Origin of the sequence: Roseomonas mucosa ATCC BAA-692 (assembly GCF_000622225.1) — a bacterium.
GTDB classification, from domain to species: domain Bacteria; phylum Pseudomonadota; class Alphaproteobacteria; order Acetobacterales; family Acetobacteraceae; genus Roseomonas; species Roseomonas mucosa.
Genome location: NZ_JHWD01000001.1, coordinates 485145 through 503457 on the forward strand (window position 1 = coordinate 485145; position 18313 = coordinate 503457).

The following is an 18313-nucleotide window of genomic DNA, read 5'->3' on the forward strand; positions in this document are numbered from 1 at the left end:
CAGGGGCGGACCCTGGACAGGAGGAAGGGCGGCCCGGGGCGATCCTGTCCTGGCAGGCAGCACAGCAGATAGCACAGCCGGAGCCTGCCTGCGTAGGCCGCCGCCTGCCTCCCCCGCGGCATTCCGGAGCGGATCGCCACGGGGCGGCACCGTCCGCGGCATGGGCCGCGTGGCCCTGGCGAGGCGGCAGGCGTTCCCGAAGGGGCGGTCAGGCCGCCAGGCGGTGGACTTCCTCCGGGGACATGCGGACCAGCTTCTCGTAGTCGGACAGCAGGGTCTCGGTGATCTGGCCCGGGGTGTAGGCGTATTCGCCGATGGCGCGGACGGGCGTCACCTCGGCGGCGGTGCCGGCCAGGAAGACCTCGGTGGCCTTCGGCAGCTCCTCGGCGCGGATGGTGCGCTCCACCACCTTCATCTGGCGGTTCCGGGCGAGGCGCATCACGGTGCGGCGGGTGATGCCGTCCAGGAAGCAGATGGGGGTGGGGGTGTGCAGCTCTCCGTCGAAGACGAAGAAGGCATTGGCGCCGGTCGCCTCGGCCACGTCGCCCTTGAAGTCGAGCATCATGGCGTCGTCGAAGCCCTCGGCCTCCGCCGCGTGCTTGGAGAGGGTGCCGATCATGTAGAGGCCGGAGGCCTTGGAGGCGGTAGGGGCCGTGTCGGGGGCCGGGCGGCGCCACCTGGCCATGCCGAGGCGGACGCCCTTCATGCGGTTCTCGCCGAACAGGTTGGGCCAGCCCCAGCAGGCGATGGCGAGGTGGATCTTCGTCCGCTGGGCGGAGACGGCCAGCATTTCCGAGCCGCGCCAGGCGACCGGACGGACATAGGCATCCGTGTGGCCGTTGCGGCGCACGGTCTCGATCGAGGCGGCGTCGATCTCGTCGGCCGTGAAGGGAATCTCGAAGCCCAGGAGGCGGCCGGACCGGATCAGGCGCTCGGTGTGCTCGCGCAGCTTGAAGATGTTTCCGGCATAGCAGCGCTCGCCCTCGAAGATGCCGGAGGCATAATGCAGGCCGTGGGTCAGGACATGCAGCTTCGCCTCGCGCCAGGGGAGGAACTCGCCATCCATCCAGATCCAGCCGTCGCGGTCATCGAAAGGCAGCAGGGACATGTTTGGAACCTTCGCGCCATGGTTTGAGAAATAAAATTGCGTTACGAGGCTGAAACTAGACCTTTGCTTCGATTTGTGTCAATAAACCTGACCCAACATGGAGTCATGCCCGCCATGCCCGACGGGCTTCCCGGAGGACATCCCGCCGTGAAGGAGAAGACGCCCGTCTCCGCCGGCCGCGAGCACCTCTTCCTGCGCGAAGAGGAGCTGCGCGCGGCGCAGGACCTGCTGTTCTTCGGCTACCGCGACTTCACCGCGGGGGCCGATGCCATGCTGGCGGAGATCGGGCTGGGCCGCGCGCATCATCGCGTGCTGCATTTCGTCGGCCGCCGGCCCGGGCTGACGGTGGGCGAGCTGCTCGCCATTCTGGACATCACCAAGCAGTCGCTGGGCCGCGTCCTCACCCCGCTGGTGGAGGGCGGCTATGTCGAGCAGGCGACAGGCCGGGCCGACCGGCGGCAGCGGCTGCTGAGCCTGACGGAAGCGGGGCGGGCGCTGGAGCGGCGACTCTTCGAGCGGCAGCGGGAGACGGTGATCCGGGCCTATCGCGAGGCCGGCCCGGCCGCGGTGGACGGGTTCCGGCGCGTCATGCAGGGGCTGATGGCCCCGGCCACGCGTGGCCTGGTCGAGCGGGTCGCCACGGGCATGGCCGAGCCGCCGGGGGCGGGCGGGATGCGCGGGGGAGGTCCGGGGCTGCCCGGTGGCGCGGCCCGGCCGCCAGTGGGGGCTGCCGGGAGGGCGCCCGGGGCGACGGCCGCGCCAGCCGGCGCGCTGCCCGGGGAACATCCGGGGACGCGGCGATGAGCGAGCTGCCGCATCTGCTGGTGGTGGATGACGATCCGCGCCTGCGCTCCCTGTTGCAGCGCTTCCTGGCCGAGCAGGGATTCCGCGTCTCGGTGGCGGGGGATGCGGCGGCGGCGCGGCAGGCGCTGGGCGCCATGGCCTTCGACATGATCGTGCTGGACGTGATGATGCCGGGGGAGACGGGGCTGGAGCTGGTGGAGTCGCTGCGCCGGGGCGGGCAGGAGGTGCCGGTGCTGATGCTCACCGCCGCCGGGTCGCCGGACGACCGGGTGGCGGGGTTCGAGCACGGGGCGGACGACTACCTGGCCAAGCCCTTCGACCCGCGCGAGCTGGTGCAGCGGGCCAAGGCCATCCTGCGGCGCGTCGCGGTGCCGCCGCCGGCGGCGCAGTCGCTCGGGCCGGTGCAGCTCGGGTCGCGCTGGTTCGATCCGGAGCGGGGCGAGCTGCGGGGGGCCGAGGGAGCGATGCGGCTGACCGGGGGGGAGGCGGCGCTGCTGACCGCGCTGGCGGCGCGGGCCGGGGAGGTGCTGTCGCGCGAGGAGATCGCGGTGGCGCTGGGCACGCCGGATGCCGGGGAGCGGGCGGTGGATGTGCAGGTGACGCGGCTGCGGCGGAAGATCGAGCCGGACCCGCGCGAGCCGCGCTTCCTGCAGACGGTGCGGCACCGGGGCTATGTGCTGCGGCCGGGGAGTTAGCGGCCCGGTCCGTTCGTGCCGCGGGGCGGGGGCGGCGCCTCAGCCCCGGTGGCGGAGCTTCTGCGCCGTCAGGGACACGGCTGCCAGGCCCAGAACCGGGATCGCGAGCAGCAGGATGTCGGTCCAGCTCATTCCTTCAGGTCCTCCAGCAGGCGCCTTGCCTGGATATGTAGGCCGATCCCCGCGGCAAGGAAGAGGGCGCTTCCCAGCACGGCCAGGATGCCACCTTTCGGCATGGCCGTGCCATAGAGAGTTGCGGCCAGGGGGGCGACGATGCCCACCAGGACCGTGCCGCTGGCCACCGCGTTCAGCCAGGTGGCGGTCAGCTTGACCCGCTCGTTATGGGCCAGCTTGTTCGGCCCGGGTGGGAGGCCCATGGAGATTCCTCGGGAGGTTTCCTTGTTGGCGGGGAATGCGCGCCTCCGCCCGGTTCCCGCGCCGTGGTGTACGCCCCCGTGCCCGGCCGCCGTGCCGCGGGGGTGGCGGGGTCAGCCGAGTTCCTGTTCCACCAGCGTGGCGAGGTAGCCGGCACCGAAGGGCAGCAGGTCGTCGTTGAAGTCGTAGAGCGGGTTGTGGACGGGCGTGCCGCCGCGCTCGCCGTCCCTTTGGCCGAACATCAGGTAGGCGCCGGGGACGCGTTCCAGCAGGAAGGCGAAATCCTCGCCGGCCAGGAGCGGGTGGCCGTCGCGGTGGACCTGGCCTTCGCCCAGGATGGCGGTGGCGGCCTGGGCGGCGCGGTCGGTCTCGCCGGGGGTGTTGATGGTGGGCGGATAGGCGCGGCGGTAGTCGATCTCCGCCTTGCCGCCCTGGGCCTCGGCGGTGAGGGTGACGGCGCGGCGGAAGAGGGTCTCGACGCGGTCGCGGATCTCGGGCTTCAGCGTGCGGACGGAGCCGCGCAGCTCGATGCTTTCCGGAAGCACGATGTCGGAGGTGCCGCCATGGATCTGGCCGATGCTGACGATGGCGGATTCCAGCGCGTCCACCTGCCGCGAGGGGATGGCGTTGAGCGCGTTGATCACCTGCGCGGCCATGGCCACGGTGTCGATGCCCTGCTGCGGATGCGCGCCATGGGCGGAGCGGCCGCGCAGCACGATGCTGAAATAGTCGATGGCGGCGAGCGCCGTGCCGGTGAGGGCCTGGGCGGTGCCGAGCGGCCGGTCGGGGCTGTTGTGGATGCCGTAGACGGCGTCGCAGGGGAAGCGTTCCAGCAACCCGTCGTCGAGCATGGCCTTGGCGCCGGCCAAGCCTTCCTCGGCGGGCTGGAAGATCAGGTGGACGGTGCCGGAGAAGTTGCCGGTCTCGGCCAGGTACTTCGCCGCGCCGAGCAGCATGGTGGTGTGGCCGTCGTGGCCGCAGGCATGCATGCGGCCGGGATTTTGCGAGCGGTGGGCGAAGCCGTTGGCCTCCTCCATCGGCAGGGCGTCCATGTCGGCGCGCAGGCCGATGGCGCGGTTGCCGCCGGCACCCGACTTGCGGCCGCGCAGCACGCCGACGACGCCCGTCTTGCCGATGCCGCGATGCACCTCGATGCCCCATTCGGCGAGCTTCCGCGCGACGATGTCGCTGGTGCGGTGCTCCTCGAAGCCGATCTCCGGATGCGCGTGGAAGTCGCGGCGCCATTCGGTCATCTCGGGCTGCAGCGCGGCCAGGGCTTCGCGGGGCGAGGTCATGCGGGGGGACTCCTTCGGGTCTGTCTGCCGAATGGGACGGGTTTCGCGGTGGGGCGTCAATCCGTGGGCGGGGGGCGTGGCCAAGGGGAAAGGCAGCGCCTTTCACCCCGGGGACGGCGCAACGCCAGCCATGACGCGCGGCCCGGCGGGATCAGGTGCCGGGGCGTTGCGGCGGAATCGTGTCCCGCCTGGGCTGGGCCAGGAGCAGGGCGGCGGCGGGCAGGAGCCAGGCGATGCGGGCGCCATAGCGCTGGTGCGGCTTGCTGAGCGCGCCGGTGGCGAAGGCATTGGCGGCGAGGCCGAGGAGCACGCAGAGGGCCAGGGCGCGGCGGCGGGGGTCGTGGCGGTGGCGCCAGAGCAGGATGGGCAGGCCCAGGGCGGCGAGAAGGAGCGCGGGGGCCTGGAGCGGGAGGAAGGGGGCGGCACGCTGCGGCAGGAGGCCGCGCATCTGGGCGGAGGATTCGAAGCGGTGCAGTTCGGCGGGCGGGAAGCCGCTGGCGATGCGCAGGGCAAGGCCTTCCCCCACGGCGCCGCGCGGCAGGGTGTCGCCGATGCCGTTGGTGACGAGCTGCCGGGCCGTGTCGCGCAGGGCGTTGCGCAGGACGGCCAGGGGTTCGCGGCGCAGGGTTTCGGCGATGATCTCGCGCGCCTCGGAGACCAGAAGGACGCCGCCCAGGAAGCGTGGCCGGCCATCGGCGTCGCTGTTCACCGGGCTGTCGGGCTCCCAGAGGAAGACGTCGCTGTCGGTGGGAAGGTGGCCGGCCCAGGCGCAGAGATACCAGCCGCGTCCGGGGCATTCCGCCGCGATGGTGCGGGCGGCGGGGCCATTGGCCACGAGGCGGGCGAGCAGGAAGGTGCTGCCATAGGGGGAGAGCGACCACCGGCCGTGGCCGATGGCGTTGGTGAGCAGGAGCAGGGCGCAGGCGGCGAGCAGGGGCGTGGCGACGCGGAGGGCGGGGCGCGGGCGGCGGCGCAGGAGGAGGGTGAGGGCAGCCAGGGCGGCGGCGAGGAGCAGGTTCGACAGGTGCGCGGCGATGGCCAGCGTGGCGAGGAGCAGGAGGGCGAGGGCCTCGCCCCGGGACAGGGTGGGGCGGGCGAAGCCGAGCAGGAAGAGGGCGAGAAGCGCGGCCGGGGTGAGGATGTCCGGCATCAGCAGGGCGGCGGCCCAGGGGGCGCTGGTGAGCAGCGCCAGGGTGGCGGCGAGGAGGAGGTGGCGGGCGGGGGTGGCAAGGCCGAGGGCGCGGGCGGTGAGCCAGAGCAGCCAGGAAAGCATCAGCCCCTGGGCGAGCAGGGGCGGCCAGAGGGACTGGCGCTGGTGGAAGAGGTGGAGGAGGGGGCCGTAGATCCAGGGCTTGTCCCAGATCATCAGCGGACCGAGCGTCTGGTGGAGGAAGGCGCCGGTGTCGCTGAAGAGGATGGGGTAGCCGTTGAGGAAGGCGGGCCAGGTCAGGAGAAGGGTGCCGGCCAGGATGGCGGCCGGGACCGGGAGGCGCGGGATGGGAGGTGCCGCGCCGCCGGGGGCGGGCGGGGCCGGGCTCAGCGCTGGGGGTCCGGCTGGCTCCAGCGTTCGGCCATGGCGTCGTCCTCCGCCTTGGCCTCGACCCAGCGGGTGCGGCCGTCGGGGAATTCCTCGCTCTTCCAGAAGGGGGCGCGGGTCTTCAGCCAGTCGATCAGGAAGGCGCAGGATTCCAGCGCCGCCAGGCGATGGGCGCTGGCGGTGAGGACCAGCACGATGGGATCACCGGGCAGGAGGCGGCCGACGCGGTGGATCACCGTGGCGCCGAGCAGGGGCCAGCGCTGGGCGGCTTCCGCGCGGATGGCGGCGATCGCGGCCTCGGTCATGCCCGGATAGTGCTCCAGGGTCATGGCGGCGAGGCCCGAATCGGCGCGGCAGAGGCCGATGAAGGAAGCGAGGCCGCCGATATCGGCGCGGCCCCGGGTCAGCAGGGCGGTCTCGGCGGCGATGTCGAAGGGGGCCTCGCCGACCGCGACGCGGCCCGGAAGCGGGGGAGAGGGCTCGGCCATGAGGGGGTCAGCCGCCGGTGACAGGGGGGAAGAAGGCGACCTCGTCGCCGGGGGCGATGGGGTCCTCCGGGCCGCGGAATTCCTGGTTCACCGCGGCGCGGACCTGCTTCGGCTGGGCGAAGGCGGCGGCATGGCCGGGGGAGCGGGCGGCGAGCCAGCGCATCAGGGCGCCGATGGTGGCGACCTCCGGCGGGGGCTCCACCTCCTCGGCGGCCAGGCCGGTGCGCTGGCGCAGCCAGGCGAAGTAGAGAACCCGGATCATGGGCGGAGGGCCATGGCTGGCGTCATTGCCGGTCGGGCACGATCTGCGGGCTCTGCCCCGGCACGGTGATCACCGTGGAGTTGCCCAGCGGCGTGGCGGTGCCGCTGGCGCCGCCGGGGCGGTTGATGCCCTGCACGCCGCCGGTGCCGCCGGTGGTGGTGTTGGGCACGCCGTCCGGGGTGAAGATGGTGCGCCCGTCCTGGCGCGGCGCCGGTGGGGTGGCGGGTTCACCGGGCTGGGCGGGGACGCTGAGCCGTCCGGGCTGGTAGGGCAGAGGCGGAACGCCCGTGTTGTCCGGCACCGCGGAACTCGGGCGGCGGGAGGGCAGGGTGGTGCCCGGCGGCGGGTTGCGCGGATTCGGCGCGGCCGAAGGCGGCAGGTCCGGGCCGGGCTCGCTGAGGTCCGGCAGGCGCGGCTGCGGGGCGCGGCCACGCTCGCGGGCGGCGCGTTCCAGGGCCGGCGAGGTGACGTCCTCGCGGAAGGTGTCGCGGTCCGGATTCATCAGCGTGGCGCGCTCGGGCTCGGCATCCGGCCAGACATTGCCGGCTTCCGGCGTCAGCGGCTGCAGCGTGAGGTCCTGCCCGCGGATTCGCTCGGCAGTGGCGCTTCCCGGGGCCACCAGGGCCGGGCGGCGGCCGAAGGGCGCGATCAGGCCATCCGAGCAACCGGCCAGCGCAAGGGCCAGCAGGAGGCACGAACCCGGCCGCGCGATCATGGAATGCCGCATAAAACTCCCCCAGGACGAAGCGGGCGCAACATGCACCGGTGTCGGTAAGCGCTCAAGGGCAGGTGGTCAGGAGCGGCCCCGCAGGGTGGCGGCGGCCTGGGCATCCTGGGCCCCGGCGTGGCGGAGGCCGGAGATCATGTAGTCCCAGCCGGTGATCATGGTCAGGACGGCGGCGGCCCAGAGGCCGAGTTCCCCCAGCAGGGAGAGCGGGAGGAAGCCGAGGCCCAGGGCGCGGGCACCGGTGTCGCCGGCCAGGAGGACGCCGAGGGCGCCCATCTGGAAGCCGGTCTTCCACTTGGCGAGGCGGGTGACGGGCATGCCGACGCGCAGGCTGGCCAGGTATTCGCGCAGGCCGGAGACCAGGATTTCCCGCAGCAGGATGACGATGGCGGGGAGCAGGCCGAGGAGGCTGAGGCGGCCGAGGCCAGCCAGCAGCATCAGCGCGGCGCCGACCAGGAGCTTGTCGGCGATCGGGTCCAGCATGCGGCCGAAGGCGGAGGTGAGCTGCCGGTCGCGGGCGATCTTGCCGTCGAAGTAGTCGGTGATGGCGGCGATGGAGAAGACCGCGCAGGCGGCCACGTCGCCCCAGCCGCCGCCGCCATAGGCGAGCAGGACGAGCAGGGGCACCGCCGCGATCCGCGACAGCGTCAGGAGGTTGGGCAGGTCCGTCGGCATGGCGTCGGGAAGTCTTCTACCCGGCTGCTTCGCGGGACGCCACTGCGCCGGGATGGAAGTGCTCGTAGATGCGGCGCGCCATGGAGGGGCCGATGCCGGGGGCGTTCTCCAGATCCTCGAGTCCCGCGTTGCGGACGCCGCGGACGGAGCCGAAATGATTCAGCAGGCGGCGCTTGAGCGCGGTGCCGACGCCGGGCACCTCGTCGAGTTCCGACTTCACCAGGGACCGCGAGCGTCCTGCGCGGTGGGTGGTGATGGCGAAGCGGTGCGCCTCGTCGCGCAGGCGCTGGAGGTAGTAGAGCACCGGGTCGCGGGGCGGGAGCTGGAAGGGGGCGTGGCCGGTGCGGTGGAACCATTCGCGCCCGGCGTCGCGGTCCGGCCCCTTGGCGACGGCGACCAGGGGGACGTCGTCCACGCCCATCTCCGCCAGGATCTCGCGGGCGGCGTTGAGCTGGCCGAGGCCGCCGTCGATCAGCACGAGGTCGGGCCAGGAGCCCTGCTCGCGCTCCGGGGCCTCCTTCAGGGCGCGCGCGAAGCGGCGCTCGAAGACCTCCCGCATCATGGCGAAGTCGTCGCCGGGGGTGACGGGGCCCTTGATGGAGAACTTGCGGTAGGCGGGCTTGATGAAGCCGCCCGGGCCCGCGACCACCATCACGCCATAGGCATTGGCGCCCTGGATGTGGCTGTTGTCGTAGATCTCGATGCGTTCCGGGATGGAGGACAGGTCGAAGATCTTCGCCACGCCTTCCAGCAGGGCGGTCTGGGCGGTGCCTTCCGCCAGCTTGCGCTCCAGCGCCTCCCGCGCGTTGGTGGCGGCGTGGTCCACGGCGGCGCGCTTGTCGCCGCGCTGGGGGCGATGGATCTCGACCTTGCGGCCGGCCTTGAGGGAGAGGGCCTCGGTCAGCAGGGCGGGTTCGGGGATGTCGTGGCTCAGCAGGACCAGGGGCGGGGGCGGCAGGTCGTCGTAGAGCTGGGCGAGGAAGGCCTCCAGCACCTCGCCGGGCGGGATGTCCTGGCGGGCATGGGCGGGGAAGAAGGCGCGGTTGCCGTTGTTGCGGCCGCCGCGGAAGAAGAAGACCTGCACGCAGCACTGGCCGGCGGCCTGGTGGACGGCGACGATGTCGGCATCGCCCACGCCTTCCATGTTGATGCGGTCGCGGCCCTGGACATGCGTCAGGCCGCGGATGCGGTCGCGGATGGCGGCGGCACGCTCGAATTCCAGGGCCTCGGCGGCCTCCTCCATCTCGCGGGCCAGCTTCTTCTGGATGGAGGGGGTCTCGCCGGACAGGAACTGCTTCGCCTGCCGGGTGAGGTCGGCGTAGTCGGCTTCCGGGATGCGGCCGACGCAGGGGGCGGAGCAGCGGCGGATCTGGTAGAGCAGGCAGGGGCGGTCGCGGTTCTCGAAGACGCTGTCGCGGCAGGAGCGGAGCAGGAAGACGCGCTGCAGCGCGGTCAGCGTCTGGTTCACCGCCCAGGCGGAGGCGAAGGGGCCCCAGTAGGAGGCGCCCTTGCGGCGCTCGCCCCGGTGCTTGCCGATCTGCGGGTAGGGGTGGTCCTCGGTGATGACGAGCCAGGGATAGGACTTGTCGTCGCGCAGGACGATGTTGAAGCGTGGGCGGAGCTTCTTGATCAGGTTGGCTTCGAGCAGCAGCGCCTCGGCCTCGGAGGCGGTGGTGATCACCTCCAGGGAGCGGGTCTCGAAGACCATGCGCTTCAGCCGATCCGGCAGGCGGGCGACCTGGGTGTAGTTGTACACGCGCTTGCGGAGCTGCCGGGCCTTGCCGACATAAAGGGCATCGCCCTTGGCATCGAGCATGCGGTACACGCCCGGCGAGAGCGGCAGGGTGGCCAGGGCCTTCTCGATGACCTCGCGGCCTTCCATGGGGGCGAGGGGGGCGGATTCTTCGTGGGCAAAGGCCATGGCGCGCGCTGGGTCCGGTGGTTTCGGGTTATCCCCGGAAGCTGTGGATAACCCCGTGGATGAAATGGTGGCTATGGCCCGAAAAGCCACGTCATTCCTGGGTTGCAGCCCTTTGCCTCATCTCTGGGCATGAATCCAGGTCTTTGTTTTTGCACATTAAATAGGAAAACGGTCGGGTTGCATCGCACAAATCTGCGAAAGAGGCGGTTGACGGCGGCCGCGGTTTGCAGGTTGGGGAAAATCCCGCCCTGTCGCGGCGGCCGCGAAGCCCCGGCTGCTTGTGTAACCAAATCATTACATTAGCCAGGGGCCGCGGGTCCTAGACTGCCGGGCTTCGCCATTGGCGGGCTGGGAAGGTGCTGGAAGATGCGCCTGCCACCCCCGCCGCTGCCCGCCGGATGGGCATGTGGGGCGGGGACACCCGACGATGCCCGGCGGGTTCGCCGTGACCCCCCCTGCCCTGGTTCGTGTCTCGGCTTTCCGACATGCCTCGACAGCCGCGCTTCGGTCCCGTCCGTCAGGCTTCCGGCGATCGCTGGCCGGCGGTTTCCTCCTCCTGGGGGCGAGGGGCGGCGGGACGCTGGCGTTCCACGGTGACGCCCACGGCGGCGGCGTCGGGCAGGACGTCGGGCTTTTCCACCGTCACCATGGCGGAAACGATGCGGCGGTCCTCCAGCGCGGCCACGGCGATTCGCTCCGCCAGGGTCTCGGCGAGGCGGATATGGCCGGTGGTGGCGATCTCCCGCGCCCGGGCGGCGACGGCGCCGTAGTCCACCACGCGGGCCAGCTTTTCCTCGCCGACCGAGGCGGGGGCGGATTCGTCCTCCACCAGCAGCTCGATGCCGATGATCACGCGCTGGCGGGTGTGCAGCTCGTAGGGCAGGACGCCGAGGCTGGCGCGGACCTCCAGGCCCCGCACGAAGACGCGGCGCAGGCGGCGCGCGGCATCGGGGCGGTAGGCGCTGGCCGGGGCGGCGTCGGGGAAGGCAGGGCCGGGGCGGTTCTGGGTCATCGGGCGGCTCACTCCGGTTGCACGGCGCCGCGCGCAGGCGACCACTGCAGGTGCTGGCCACCATCGAGGGCAAGCATCTGGCCGGTGAAGGAGGGAAGGGAGAGGATGGCGAGCAGGGCGCGGGCGACCTCCTGCGGCGAGGTGCCACGGTGGAGGGGGGTGGATTCGCACTGGGCGCGGAACTGTTCCTCGCTCTGGCGCGGGCTGGGCAGGGCCGGGCCGGGGCCGATGCCGGCGACGCGGACCCGTGGCGCCAGGGCGAGGGCGAGGCTCTGCGTCAGCGCCCAGAGGCCGGCCTTGGAGATGGTGTAGCTGGTGAAGTGTGGGGTGAGGGACCAGACGCGCTCGTCCAGCATGTTCACCACCACGCCTTCGGCGGCCTCGGGCAGGGATTTCGCGAAGGCCTGGGCCAGGACGAAGGGGGCGCGGAGGTTGGGCTCCAGGTGGTGGTCCCAGCTTTCCCGCGTCGCGTCGTGCCATTCGTCGCGCTCGAAGGTGGAGGCGTTGTTCACCAGCACGCCGATGGGGCCCAGCGCCTCGGTGGCGGCGGGCAGGAGGCGGGCGGTCTCGGCCTCCCGCGACAGGTCGGCGGCGAGGATCGTGGCGCGTCGGCCCTGGGCGTGGATCTCCGCCACGGCCGCTTCCGCCTCGGCCCGGCTGTGGCCGTGGTGCAGGGCGATGTCGAAGCCGGCGCGGGCCAGGGCGAGGGCCATGGCGCGGCCCAGCCGCTTCGCGCCGCCGGTCACCAGCGCCGCGCGGGGGATGGCGGAGGGAATGTCGAGCATGGAGGAGGTTTAGAACAGGATCGGTGCGCGCGGTATCCGGGAAGAGGGTTTGGGCACGCGCCCCGGCGGTGGCCTCCAGGGGCCACGCCGGGGGCGCTTCAGGCGGTGTGCCGGGCGAGGCGGGCCGGGACCTGCCGGCGGGACGTCAGAGGTTCGGGTCCTGCGTGGCGCTGCGGCCGTAGAGGCGGCTGGGGGCGTCGTTGCTGGGTTCCTCCGGGTCGCCGCCATCGACGCCTTCGAGGTGCGACTTCAGGCTTTGCAGCGCTGCCTCGATGCCATGGGCCAGGGCCTCCTGGGGTGTCTCTTCCTCCGTGGGGTCGGAGGGGAGGGCGGCGGCGGCATCGACGCGCAGGTGCAGCACGGCGCTCTCGCCCTTGCCGGTGATCCGCCATTCGCCCGGAGGGTCGAAGCTCCAGCGGACCGTCAGGGCAGCCTCGTCCGCCTCCAGGCCGGAGCCCGGCAGGTTGGCGTCGTCGCGGCGCAGCTGCGGAACCCAGTGCGGGATGTGCGCGGTGTCCGCGACATAGGCGAAGACCTCCTCGGCGGGTCGCTGGATGGAAATCTTCTGGTCCATGGTGGCGTCCTGTTGGCTCTCGTTCTTGTGGGACAGTGCGGAGGGGCAACGCGAGGCCGCGGCGCGGGGTTGCCGGTGGCCGGCGGGACGGGGCCGGGGGCCCGGGCGCCGCCGCGTCGGCGAATCCGTGCCGGCCGGCGGGACGATGCTAGCCTCGTCCCCGCCGTGCTGGAGGGATGGGTGCATGGACAGGCGTTGGACGGTGCTGGCGATGTTGGTCGCGGTCCGTGTCTGATGGGGGTGCAGTTCCAGTCGGTCGGCTCTGTCGGGGCGATGCTGGTGGGACCGGTGGTCGCGGATTTCGCCGCGCTGGGGGTGCTGATCGGCCTGTCGCAGCTGCCCGGCGCGGCGGTGGCGCTGCCCGGGGGCTGGCTGACCGCGCGGCTGGGCGACCGGCGGGCGCTGCTGGGCGGGTTGGGGCTGATGGTGCTGGGCGGAGCGGTGCTGGCCCGGGCGCCCGGTTTCGAGGTGGCGCTGGCGGGGCGGCTGGTGGCCGGGGCGGGGTCGTCGCTGGTGAACCTCGTGCTGACCAAGGGGGTGATGGACCGCTTTGCCGGCGCGGAGCTGACCGTGGCGATGGGGTGGCTGCTGGCCGCCTGGCCGGTCGGGATCGCGCTGTCGCTGGTGCTGCTGCCGCCTCTGGCCATGGAGGCGGGCTGGAGTGCCGCGCTGCTGGCGGCCACGCTGCCCGCTTTGGCGGGGCTGCTGGCGATCTGGGGCACGGGCTATGGGCGCGCGGCGGCGGCGAGGCGGCAGGCGCGGCCGGGGCTGTGGCCGGAGCGCCGGGCCTGGGCGCCGCTGCTGGTGCTGGCGGTGGGCTGGGCGGGTTTCAACGCCGCGCTGGTGATCGTGCTGGGCTTCGCGCCGGCCTGGCTGGCGGAGCGTGGCTATGGCGTGGCCGGGGCGGGATGGGTGGCGAGCCTCGCGGGCTGGGGGGCGGTGCCGCTGCTGCCCTTCGGCGGCTGGGCGGCGGCGCGGGCTGGCTCGGTGCTGCGCTTCTCGGCGGGGGTGGCGGCGCTGATGGCGGCGAGCGTCGCCTTCCTGCCGGTGGCGCCCCTGTCGCTGCTGCTGCTCTACGGGTTGCTCGGCGGGCTGGCGGGCGGGCCGATGGTGTCGCTGCCTGCGACCATCCTGCCGCCGGAGCGCCGCTCCCTGGGGCTGGGCGTGTTCTACACCGTCTTCGGGCTGGGCATGGCCGGGCTGCCGGCGCTGGCCGGGCGGGTGCGGGACCTTTCCGGCGATGCCTTCGCGCCGCTCGGCTTCGCGGCGCTGCTGCTGGGTGCCTCGGTGCTGTCGGTGCTGGGCTTCGGCCTGTTGCGGGACAGGCTGCTGCGGCCGGGGCGCGTGGCGGAAGAGTGACGGGGCCGGTTCCGGCATCGCGCTTCGTGGCTGGCCGCCGGGGGAGAGGCGCTGCCTCTCGCCCCGGACCCCCTCTCCGCCGGGGACCGAAGCCGGTCCCCGGACCCCGGGCTTGAGTGGGTGCTGGTGGCTGCCGTTGGTTTCCGGCCTGATCCCCGGGAGCCGGTGGAGACGCGGGGCTCCCGAACAGAAAAACACCTTGTCCACGCGGGTGGCGCCGGCAGTCCGCCGGAGAGCGATGCTCTCCGGCGCGATCCGTCATCAGCGGGCACCAGTTCATCGGGTCCAGGGCCCGCAGGGTCCTGGCGGATAAGGGGGCCGGGGGAAAAGGCGGAGCCTTGTCCCCCGGGACGGAGCGGCGCCGGATGCGGAAGATCAGCCCTTGCGGGCGGCGGCACGCTGGCCGCGGGAGCGGCCGCCGCGGGTGGTCTTCTTGGGATCGTAGCCGCCGCCGCCGGGGCCGAGGGGCTTGGGGCGCCAGTTGCCCTTGGCGCGGATGTCCTTGGCGTGGGTGACGGGGCCGGCGTCGAGGCCGAGCTCCATGGCTTCGAGGCGCTTGATCTCGTCGCGCAGGCGGGCGGCGGTTTCGAATTCCAGGTCGGCGGCGGCGGCGCGCATGCGGCGTTCGAGCTCGGCGATCGAGGCGCGGAGGTCCTTGCCGACGAATTCCGCCGTCTCGGAGCCTTCGACCGCCTCCACCGTGACGTAGTCCTGCTCGTAGACGGATTGCAGCACGTCGGAGATGTCGCGGCGGATGGTCTGCGGCGTGATGCCGTGTTCCTCGTTGTAGGCCATCTGCTTGGCGCGGCGCCGCTCGGTCTCGCCCAACGCGTTGTTCAGGCTGTTGGTCATCCGGTCGGCGTAGAGGATGACGCGGCCTTCGGCGTTGCGGGCGGCGCGGCCGATGGTCTGGATCAGCGAGGTGGTGGAGCGGAGGAAGCCTTCCTTGTCGGCATCGAGGATGGCGACAAGGGCGCATTCGGGGATGTCCAGGCCCTCGCGCAGCAGGTTGATGCCGATCAGCACGTCGAAGACGCCCTTGCGGAGATCACGGATGATCTCGATGCGTTCCAGCGTGTCCACGTCCGAGTGCAGGTAGCGGCACTTGATGCCGGTCTCCGTCATGTACTCGGTGAGATCCTCGGCCATGCGCTTGGTGAGCGTGGTGACGAGGACGCGGCCGCCCTTGTCGCGGATGATGCGGCATTCGGCGAGGAGGTCGTCCACCTGGCCTTCGACGGGGCGGATCTCGCAGACCGGGTCGATCAGGCCGGTGGGGCGGATCACCTGCTCGGCGAAGGTGCCGGCGGTGCGCTCCATCTCCCAGGGGCCGGGGGTGGCGGAGACGAAGAGGCTGGAGGGACGGAAGGTGTCCCACTCCTCGAACTTCAGGGGGCGGTTGTCCATGCAGGAGGGCAGGCGGAAGCCGTGCTCGGCCAGGATGGTTTTGCGCGCGAAGTCGCCCCGGTACATGCCGCCGATCTGCGGCACGGTGACGTGGCTTTCATCGACGACGAGGAGGGCGTTGGCGGGCAGGTACTCGAAGAGGGTCGGCGGCGGCTCGCCGGGGCCGCGGCCGGAGAGGTAGCGGGAGTAGTTCTCGATGCCCTTGCAGACGCCGGTGGTCTCCAGCATCTCGATGTCGAAGGTGGTGCGCTGTTCCAGGCGCTGTGCCTCCAGCAGCCGGCCGGCGTCGTTGAGCTCGGCGAGGCGCTGCTTGAGTTCCGTCTTGATCTGCCTGATCGCCTGGATGAGCGTCGGGCGCGGGGTGACGTAGTGCGAGTTGGCGTAGATGGCGATGCGTTCCATCTCGCCGGAAACCTCGCCGGTCAGCGGGTCGAACTCGCGCAGCCCGTCCACCTCGTCGCCGAAGAGGGAGATGCGCCAGGCCCGGTCCTCCATGTGGGAGGGCCAGACATCCACCGTCTCGCCGCGCACGCGGAAGGTGCCGCGGGCGAAGGCGGCGTCGTTGCGGCGGTACTGGAGTTCCACCAGGGCCTTGAGCAGAGTCTCGCGCGCGATGCGGCCGCCCTGTTCGAGGCGCACGGTCATGTTGCCGTAGGTCTCGACCGAGCCGATGCCGTAGATGCAGGAGACGGAGGAGACGATCACGACGTCGCCGCGTTCCAGCAGCGCCTGTGTGGCGCTGTGGCGCATGCGGTCGATCTGCTCGTTGATCGCGGAATCCTTCTCGATATAGGTGTCGGTGCGCGGGACATAGGCTTCCGGCTGGTAGTAGTCGTAGTAGGAGACGAAGTATTCCACCGCGTTGTCGGGGAAGAAGGACTTCATCTCCCCGTAGAGCTGGGCCGCGAGGGTCTTGTTGGGCGCCAGGATCAGGGTCGGGCGCTGCACGGATTCGATGACCTTGGCCATGGTGAAGGTCTTGCCCGAGCCGGTGACGCCGAGCAGGACCTGGTCGCGCTCCCCCTGCCGCAGGCCGGCGACGAGGTCGGCGATGGCGGCGGGCTGGTCGCCGGCGGGCTGGTAGGGGGATTCCACCCGCAGCGGCTTCTGCGGCTCGGTGGCCGGGCGCTTCGGCGGCTGGAACAGGATGGGGGCGGGGGCGGTCATCAGGTTCATGCTGGGCCTGATCTGGTGCGGGGACACGGGTTTTTCATCGGGCGCGGCGCGGCGGAGACGCTTCTCCCGGCCTGCCGGACGTTAATGGGGATACCGCGAACCGCAAGCCCGGGCGCCGGTGGGCGGTCCGGCGGCCTCCGCCGGGAGTGGCGGGGGGGGCATGACGCCGGAGGGGCCGCACCGGGCGTGTGGCGGGGGGAGACGCCCGCACCGTTCCCATCGGCGCAGCGGTCGGGGCCGGAGCCGGGGCGGGTTCCGGGCAACGGCACGGATAGGACTTGAGGCCGCGATGGCCGTGCCGATAGGCTTTGCCCCCGGGGAGTGGGAGCTGCTGGCGGGAGTGCTGCGAATGCCCTTCGATGGTGCGGGTTTCCGGATGCGTGAAGAGCCGCCCGAGCGCTCGAAGGGGCAGGAGCGGTTCTGGGCGGCGATCGTGTTGATCACGGCGGTCCTGCTGCTGGTGCTGCCAGTCTCCGCCCAGGGCTTCATCGACATCGTGCATTACGTGCGGGGGCACTGAGGAACGGTCTGTTCGGGCTCGGCGGTGGCTGTCCGCGCCCGCTCGCGGGACAGAAGCGGCGCGGAGATGGGCGGCGCCACGCGGCAATGCCCGGGGCGTGGGCAGCGGCCGGACGGGGTGGCGCGTTCCAGCACCCTGGAAGCCGGGCGGGCGTGTTGACGGTGCGGGAACAGACTTCGCACTCTTTCCGGGTTCACAACCGGGATGTCGTGACGATGAAGCGCCTTCTTCTTGCCCTGGCCATGTCCGTGGCCGCGCTGCTGACCGGTCCTGGCGCCGCGCGGGCCGGGGCCACGCTGGATGCGGTCCGCGCGCGCGGGCAGCTTGTCTGCGGCATCCATACCGGCGTGGCGGGCTTCGCCCTGCCGGACTCCAAGGGCGTGTGGCAGGGACTGGACGTGGACCTGTGCCGGGGCCTGGCCGTGGCGCTGTTCAACGATGCCGGCAAGGTGCGGTTCACGCCGCTGCCGTCCTCCAGCCGCTTCACGGCGCTGGCCTCGGGCGAGATCGACGTGCTGTTCCGCACCAGCACGGAAACGATGCTGCGCGACGTGACGCTCGGGCTGCGGGCGATCACGCCGTATTTCTATGACGGGCACGGCTTCATGGTCCGGACCAATGCCCAGATCTCGAAGGCATCCGAGCTGAACGGCGCCACGATCTGCCTGATCCAGGGCACGACCAACGAGCAGGTGACGGCGGACTATTTCCGCAGCCAGGGCCTGGGTTTCAGCCCGGTGCTTTTCCAGCGCAACGACCAGGCTTCCGACGCGCTGCAGGCCAGTCGCTGCGATGCCTTCGGCACGGATGCCTCGCAGCTCGCCGCCGTGCGGTCCTCGATGCCCAATCCCGAGGAATGGAAGATCCTGGGCGAGCGCTTCTCCAAGGAGCCCTACGGCCCCTATGTCCGCCGTGGCGACGACGAGTGGTACGACCTGGTGCGCTGGTACGTGAACGCGGTGATCCAGGCGGAGGAGAGCGGCGTCACCTCCGCCAATGCGGAGGAGGTGAAGCGGACCACCACCAACCCGGACACGCGCCGCCTGCTGGGGGTCACGCCGGAACTGGGACAGTCGCTGAAGCTGGACCCGGACTGGGTGGTGCGCGTGGTGAAGGCAGTGGGCAATTATGGCGAGATGTACGACCGCCACATGGGGCCGAAGACGCCGGTCGGGCTGGCACGCGGGCCGAACGAGCTCTGGACGCGGGGCGGGCTGCTCTACGCGCTGCCGATGCGCTGAGGCTGCGGGCGTTTTGCTTCGAGGCCGGCCGCCGGGGGAGAGGCTCTGCCTCTCCGCCCGGACCCCCTCTCCGCCGGGGACATGGTATGTCCCCGGACCCCGCCTTTCGCTGGCTCTGCGTGGTGTCCGTCAGCCTGCGGCCTGATCCCTGGGAGCAGGTAGCGACGCGGGGCTCCCGAAAAGAAGAAAAGCATCCTTACCGCGCGGGTGGCCCGGGCAGTCCGCCGGAGAGCATGGCTCTCCGGCGCAATCCGGCCACAGGGAGAGCCAACTCATCGGGCCCAGGGCCCGCAGGGTCCTGGCGGATAGGGGGTCCGGGGCGAAAGGCAGCGCCTTTCCCCCGGGACGGCTC

Annotated in this window: 18 protein-coding genes; 5 read left to right on the forward strand and 13 right to left on the reverse strand. The window is 71.9% G+C overall.

The features are described 5' to 3' along the window. Positions 1-208: 208 nt before the first annotated feature. A complete protein-coding gene (locus BT98_RS0102325) occupies positions 209-1108 on the reverse strand; it encodes a branched-chain amino acid aminotransferase (RefSeq protein WP_019463013.1) in 900 nt (299 codons plus the stop codon). A 147-nt stretch (positions 1109-1255) separates the two neighbouring features. Here BT98_RS0102325 and BT98_RS22970 point away from each other — a divergent pair, with 147 nt between their 5' ends. Then, positions 1256-1912: a MarR family winged helix-turn-helix transcriptional regulator gene (locus tag BT98_RS22970; protein WP_410527988.1), complete on the forward strand. Its 657-nt coding sequence runs from the start codon at positions 1256-1258 to the stop codon at positions 1910-1912. Next, a complete protein-coding gene (locus BT98_RS0102335) occupies positions 1909-2607 on the forward strand; it encodes a response regulator (protein WP_019463015.1) in 699 nt (232 codons plus the stop codon). The genes BT98_RS22970 and BT98_RS0102335 overlap by 4 nt, the downstream gene beginning before the upstream one ends. Positions 2608-2735: 128 nt before the next feature. On the opposite strand, the gene BT98_RS0102345 is transcribed toward BT98_RS0102335, so the two are convergent. The 11 genes from BT98_RS0102345 to BT98_RS27565 form a co-directional block, all read right to left on the reverse strand. Continuing rightward, complete coding sequence (locus tag BT98_RS0102345) at positions 2736-2984, reverse strand: hypothetical protein (RefSeq protein ID WP_019463017.1); 249 nt, start codon at positions 2982-2984, stop codon at positions 2736-2738. 111 nt (positions 2985-3095) lie between these two features. Beyond that, entirely contained in the window at positions 3096-4277 is a 1182-nt protein-coding gene (locus tag BT98_RS0102350) for a M20 aminoacylase family protein (RefSeq protein ID WP_019463018.1), read from the reverse strand. A 151-nt stretch (positions 4278-4428) separates the two neighbouring features. Beyond that, on the reverse strand, positions 4429-5643 hold the full coding sequence (locus BT98_RS0102355) for a hypothetical protein (RefSeq protein WP_019463019.1): 1215 nt from the start codon (positions 5641-5643) through the stop codon (positions 4429-4431). 170 nt (positions 5644-5813) lie between these two features. Next, positions 5814-6302, reverse strand: coding sequence for a molybdenum cofactor biosynthesis protein MoaE (locus tag BT98_RS0102360; RefSeq protein ID WP_019463020.1), 489 nt, complete (start codon positions 6300-6302; stop codon positions 5814-5816). Between the two features lie 7 nt (positions 6303-6309). Then, on the reverse strand, positions 6310-6564 hold the full coding sequence (gene moaD / locus BT98_RS0102365; RefSeq protein ID WP_019463021.1) for a molybdopterin converting factor subunit 1: 255 nt from the start codon (positions 6562-6564) through the stop codon (positions 6310-6312). Positions 6565-6586: 22 nt separating this feature from the next. Beyond that, the gene (locus BT98_RS0102370; RefSeq protein ID WP_126281939.1) at positions 6587-7279 is read right to left on the reverse strand and encodes a hypothetical protein; all 693 of its coding nucleotides are present in this window, start codon (positions 7277-7279) and stop codon (positions 6587-6589) included. A gap of 78 nt (positions 7280-7357) precedes the next feature. Next, positions 7358-7966 carry a CDP-diacylglycerol--glycerol-3-phosphate 3-phosphatidyltransferase gene (gene pgsA / locus BT98_RS0102375; RefSeq protein ID WP_019463022.1) on the reverse strand — a complete coding sequence of 203 codons (609 nt, stop codon included), beginning with the start codon at positions 7964-7966 and terminating at the stop codon, positions 7358-7360. Positions 7967-7982: 16 nt separating this feature from the next. Next, positions 7983-9887: an excinuclease ABC subunit UvrC gene (gene uvrC, locus BT98_RS0102380; protein ID WP_019463023.1), complete on the reverse strand. Its 1905-nt coding sequence runs from the start codon at positions 9885-9887 to the stop codon at positions 7983-7985. 517 nt (positions 9888-10404) lie between these two features. Then, on the reverse strand, positions 10405-10899 hold the full coding sequence (locus BT98_RS0102385) for a dihydroneopterin aldolase (RefSeq protein WP_019463024.1): 495 nt from the start codon (positions 10897-10899) through the stop codon (positions 10405-10407). 8 nt (positions 10900-10907) lie between these two features. Next, positions 10908-11684, reverse strand: coding sequence for an SDR family oxidoreductase (locus BT98_RS0102390; RefSeq protein ID WP_019463025.1), 777 nt, complete (start codon positions 11682-11684; stop codon positions 10908-10910). Between the two features lie 145 nt (positions 11685-11829). Further along, on the reverse strand, positions 11830-12258 hold the full coding sequence (locus BT98_RS27565) for an SRPBCC family protein (protein WP_019463026.1): 429 nt from the start codon (positions 12256-12258) through the stop codon (positions 11830-11832). A gap of 234 nt (positions 12259-12492) precedes the next feature. On the opposite strand from BT98_RS27565, the gene BT98_RS0102405 reads away from it, so the two are divergent. After that, positions 12493-13617 carry an MFS transporter gene (locus BT98_RS0102405; protein ID WP_019463028.1) on the forward strand — a complete coding sequence of 375 codons (1125 nt, stop codon included), beginning with the start codon at positions 12493-12495 and terminating at the stop codon, positions 13615-13617. A 375-nt stretch (positions 13618-13992) separates the two neighbouring features. Here the strand turns inward: BT98_RS0102405 and uvrB are convergent, their stop codons facing one another. After that, positions 13993-16200: an excinuclease ABC subunit UvrB gene (gene uvrB / locus BT98_RS0102410; RefSeq protein ID WP_019462883.1), complete on the reverse strand. Its 2208-nt coding sequence runs from the start codon at positions 16198-16200 to the stop codon at positions 13993-13995. Between the two features lie 289 nt (positions 16201-16489). Between uvrB and BT98_RS0102415 the strand changes: the two genes are divergently transcribed. Then, entirely contained in the window at positions 16490-16720 is a 231-nt protein-coding gene (locus BT98_RS0102415; RefSeq protein ID WP_019462882.1) for a hypothetical protein, read from the forward strand. Positions 16721-16935: 215 nt separating this feature from the next. Next, complete coding sequence (locus BT98_RS0102420; RefSeq protein ID WP_019462881.1) at positions 16936-17961, forward strand: amino acid ABC transporter substrate-binding protein; 1026 nt, start codon at positions 16936-16938, stop codon at positions 17959-17961. Positions 17962-18313: the final 352 nt, after the last annotated feature.

Bases quoted from the DNA above. Each gene is read 5' to 3' on its own strand.
- BT98_RS0102325 (WP_019463013.1), bottom strand. From the start codon at position 1,108: ATGTCCCTGCTGCCTTTCGATGACCGCGACGGCTGGATCTGGATGGAT.
- BT98_RS0102335 (WP_019463015.1), top strand. From the start codon at position 1,909: ATGAGCGAGCTGCCGCATCTGCTGGTGGTGGATGACGATCCGCGCCTG.
- BT98_RS0102345 (WP_019463017.1), bottom strand. From the start codon at position 2,984: ATGGGCCTCCCACCCGGGCCGAACAAGCTGGCCCATAACGAGCGGGTC.
- BT98_RS0102350 (WP_019463018.1), bottom strand. From the start codon at position 4,277: ATGACCTCGCCCCGCGAAGCCCTGGCCGCGCTGCAGCCCGAGATGACC.
- BT98_RS0102355 (WP_019463019.1), bottom strand. From the start codon at position 5,643: ATGATCTGGGACAAGCCCTGGATCTACGGCCCCCTCCTCCACCTCTTC.
- BT98_RS0102360 (WP_019463020.1), bottom strand. From the start codon at position 6,302: ATGGCCGAGCCCTCTCCCCCGCTTCCGGGCCGCGTCGCGGTCGGCGAG.
- moaD (WP_019463021.1), bottom strand. From the start codon at position 6,564: ATGATCCGGGTTCTCTACTTCGCCTGGCTGCGCCAGCGCACCGGCCTG.
- BT98_RS0102370 (WP_126281939.1), bottom strand. From the start codon at position 7,279: ATGATCGCGCGGCCGGGTTCGTGCCTCCTGCTGGCCCTTGCGCTGGCC.
- pgsA (WP_019463022.1), bottom strand. From the start codon at position 7,966: ATGCCGACGGACCTGCCCAACCTCCTGACGCTGTCGCGGATCGCGGCG.
- uvrC (WP_019463023.1), bottom strand. From the start codon at position 9,887: ATGGCCTTTGCCCACGAAGAATCCGCCCCCCTCGCCCCCATGGAAGGC.
- BT98_RS0102385 (WP_019463024.1), bottom strand. From the start codon at position 10,899: ATGACCCAGAACCGCCCCGGCCCTGCCTTCCCCGACGCCGCCCCGGCC.
- BT98_RS0102390 (WP_019463025.1), bottom strand. From the start codon at position 11,684: ATGCTCGACATTCCCTCCGCCATCCCCCGCGCGGCGCTGGTGACCGGC.
- BT98_RS27565 (WP_019463026.1), bottom strand. From the start codon at position 12,258: ATGGACCAGAAGATTTCCATCCAGCGACCCGCCGAGGAGGTCTTCGCC.
- BT98_RS0102405 (WP_019463028.1), top strand. From the start codon at position 12,493: ATGGGGGTGCAGTTCCAGTCGGTCGGCTCTGTCGGGGCGATGCTGGTG.
- uvrB (WP_019462883.1), bottom strand. From the start codon at position 16,200: ATGAACCTGATGACCGCCCCCGCCCCCATCCTGTTCCAGCCGCCGAAG.
- BT98_RS0102415 (WP_019462882.1), top strand. From the start codon at position 16,490: ATGGCCGTGCCGATAGGCTTTGCCCCCGGGGAGTGGGAGCTGCTGGCG.
- BT98_RS0102420 (WP_019462881.1), top strand. From the start codon at position 16,936: ATGAAGCGCCTTCTTCTTGCCCTGGCCATGTCCGTGGCCGCGCTGCTG.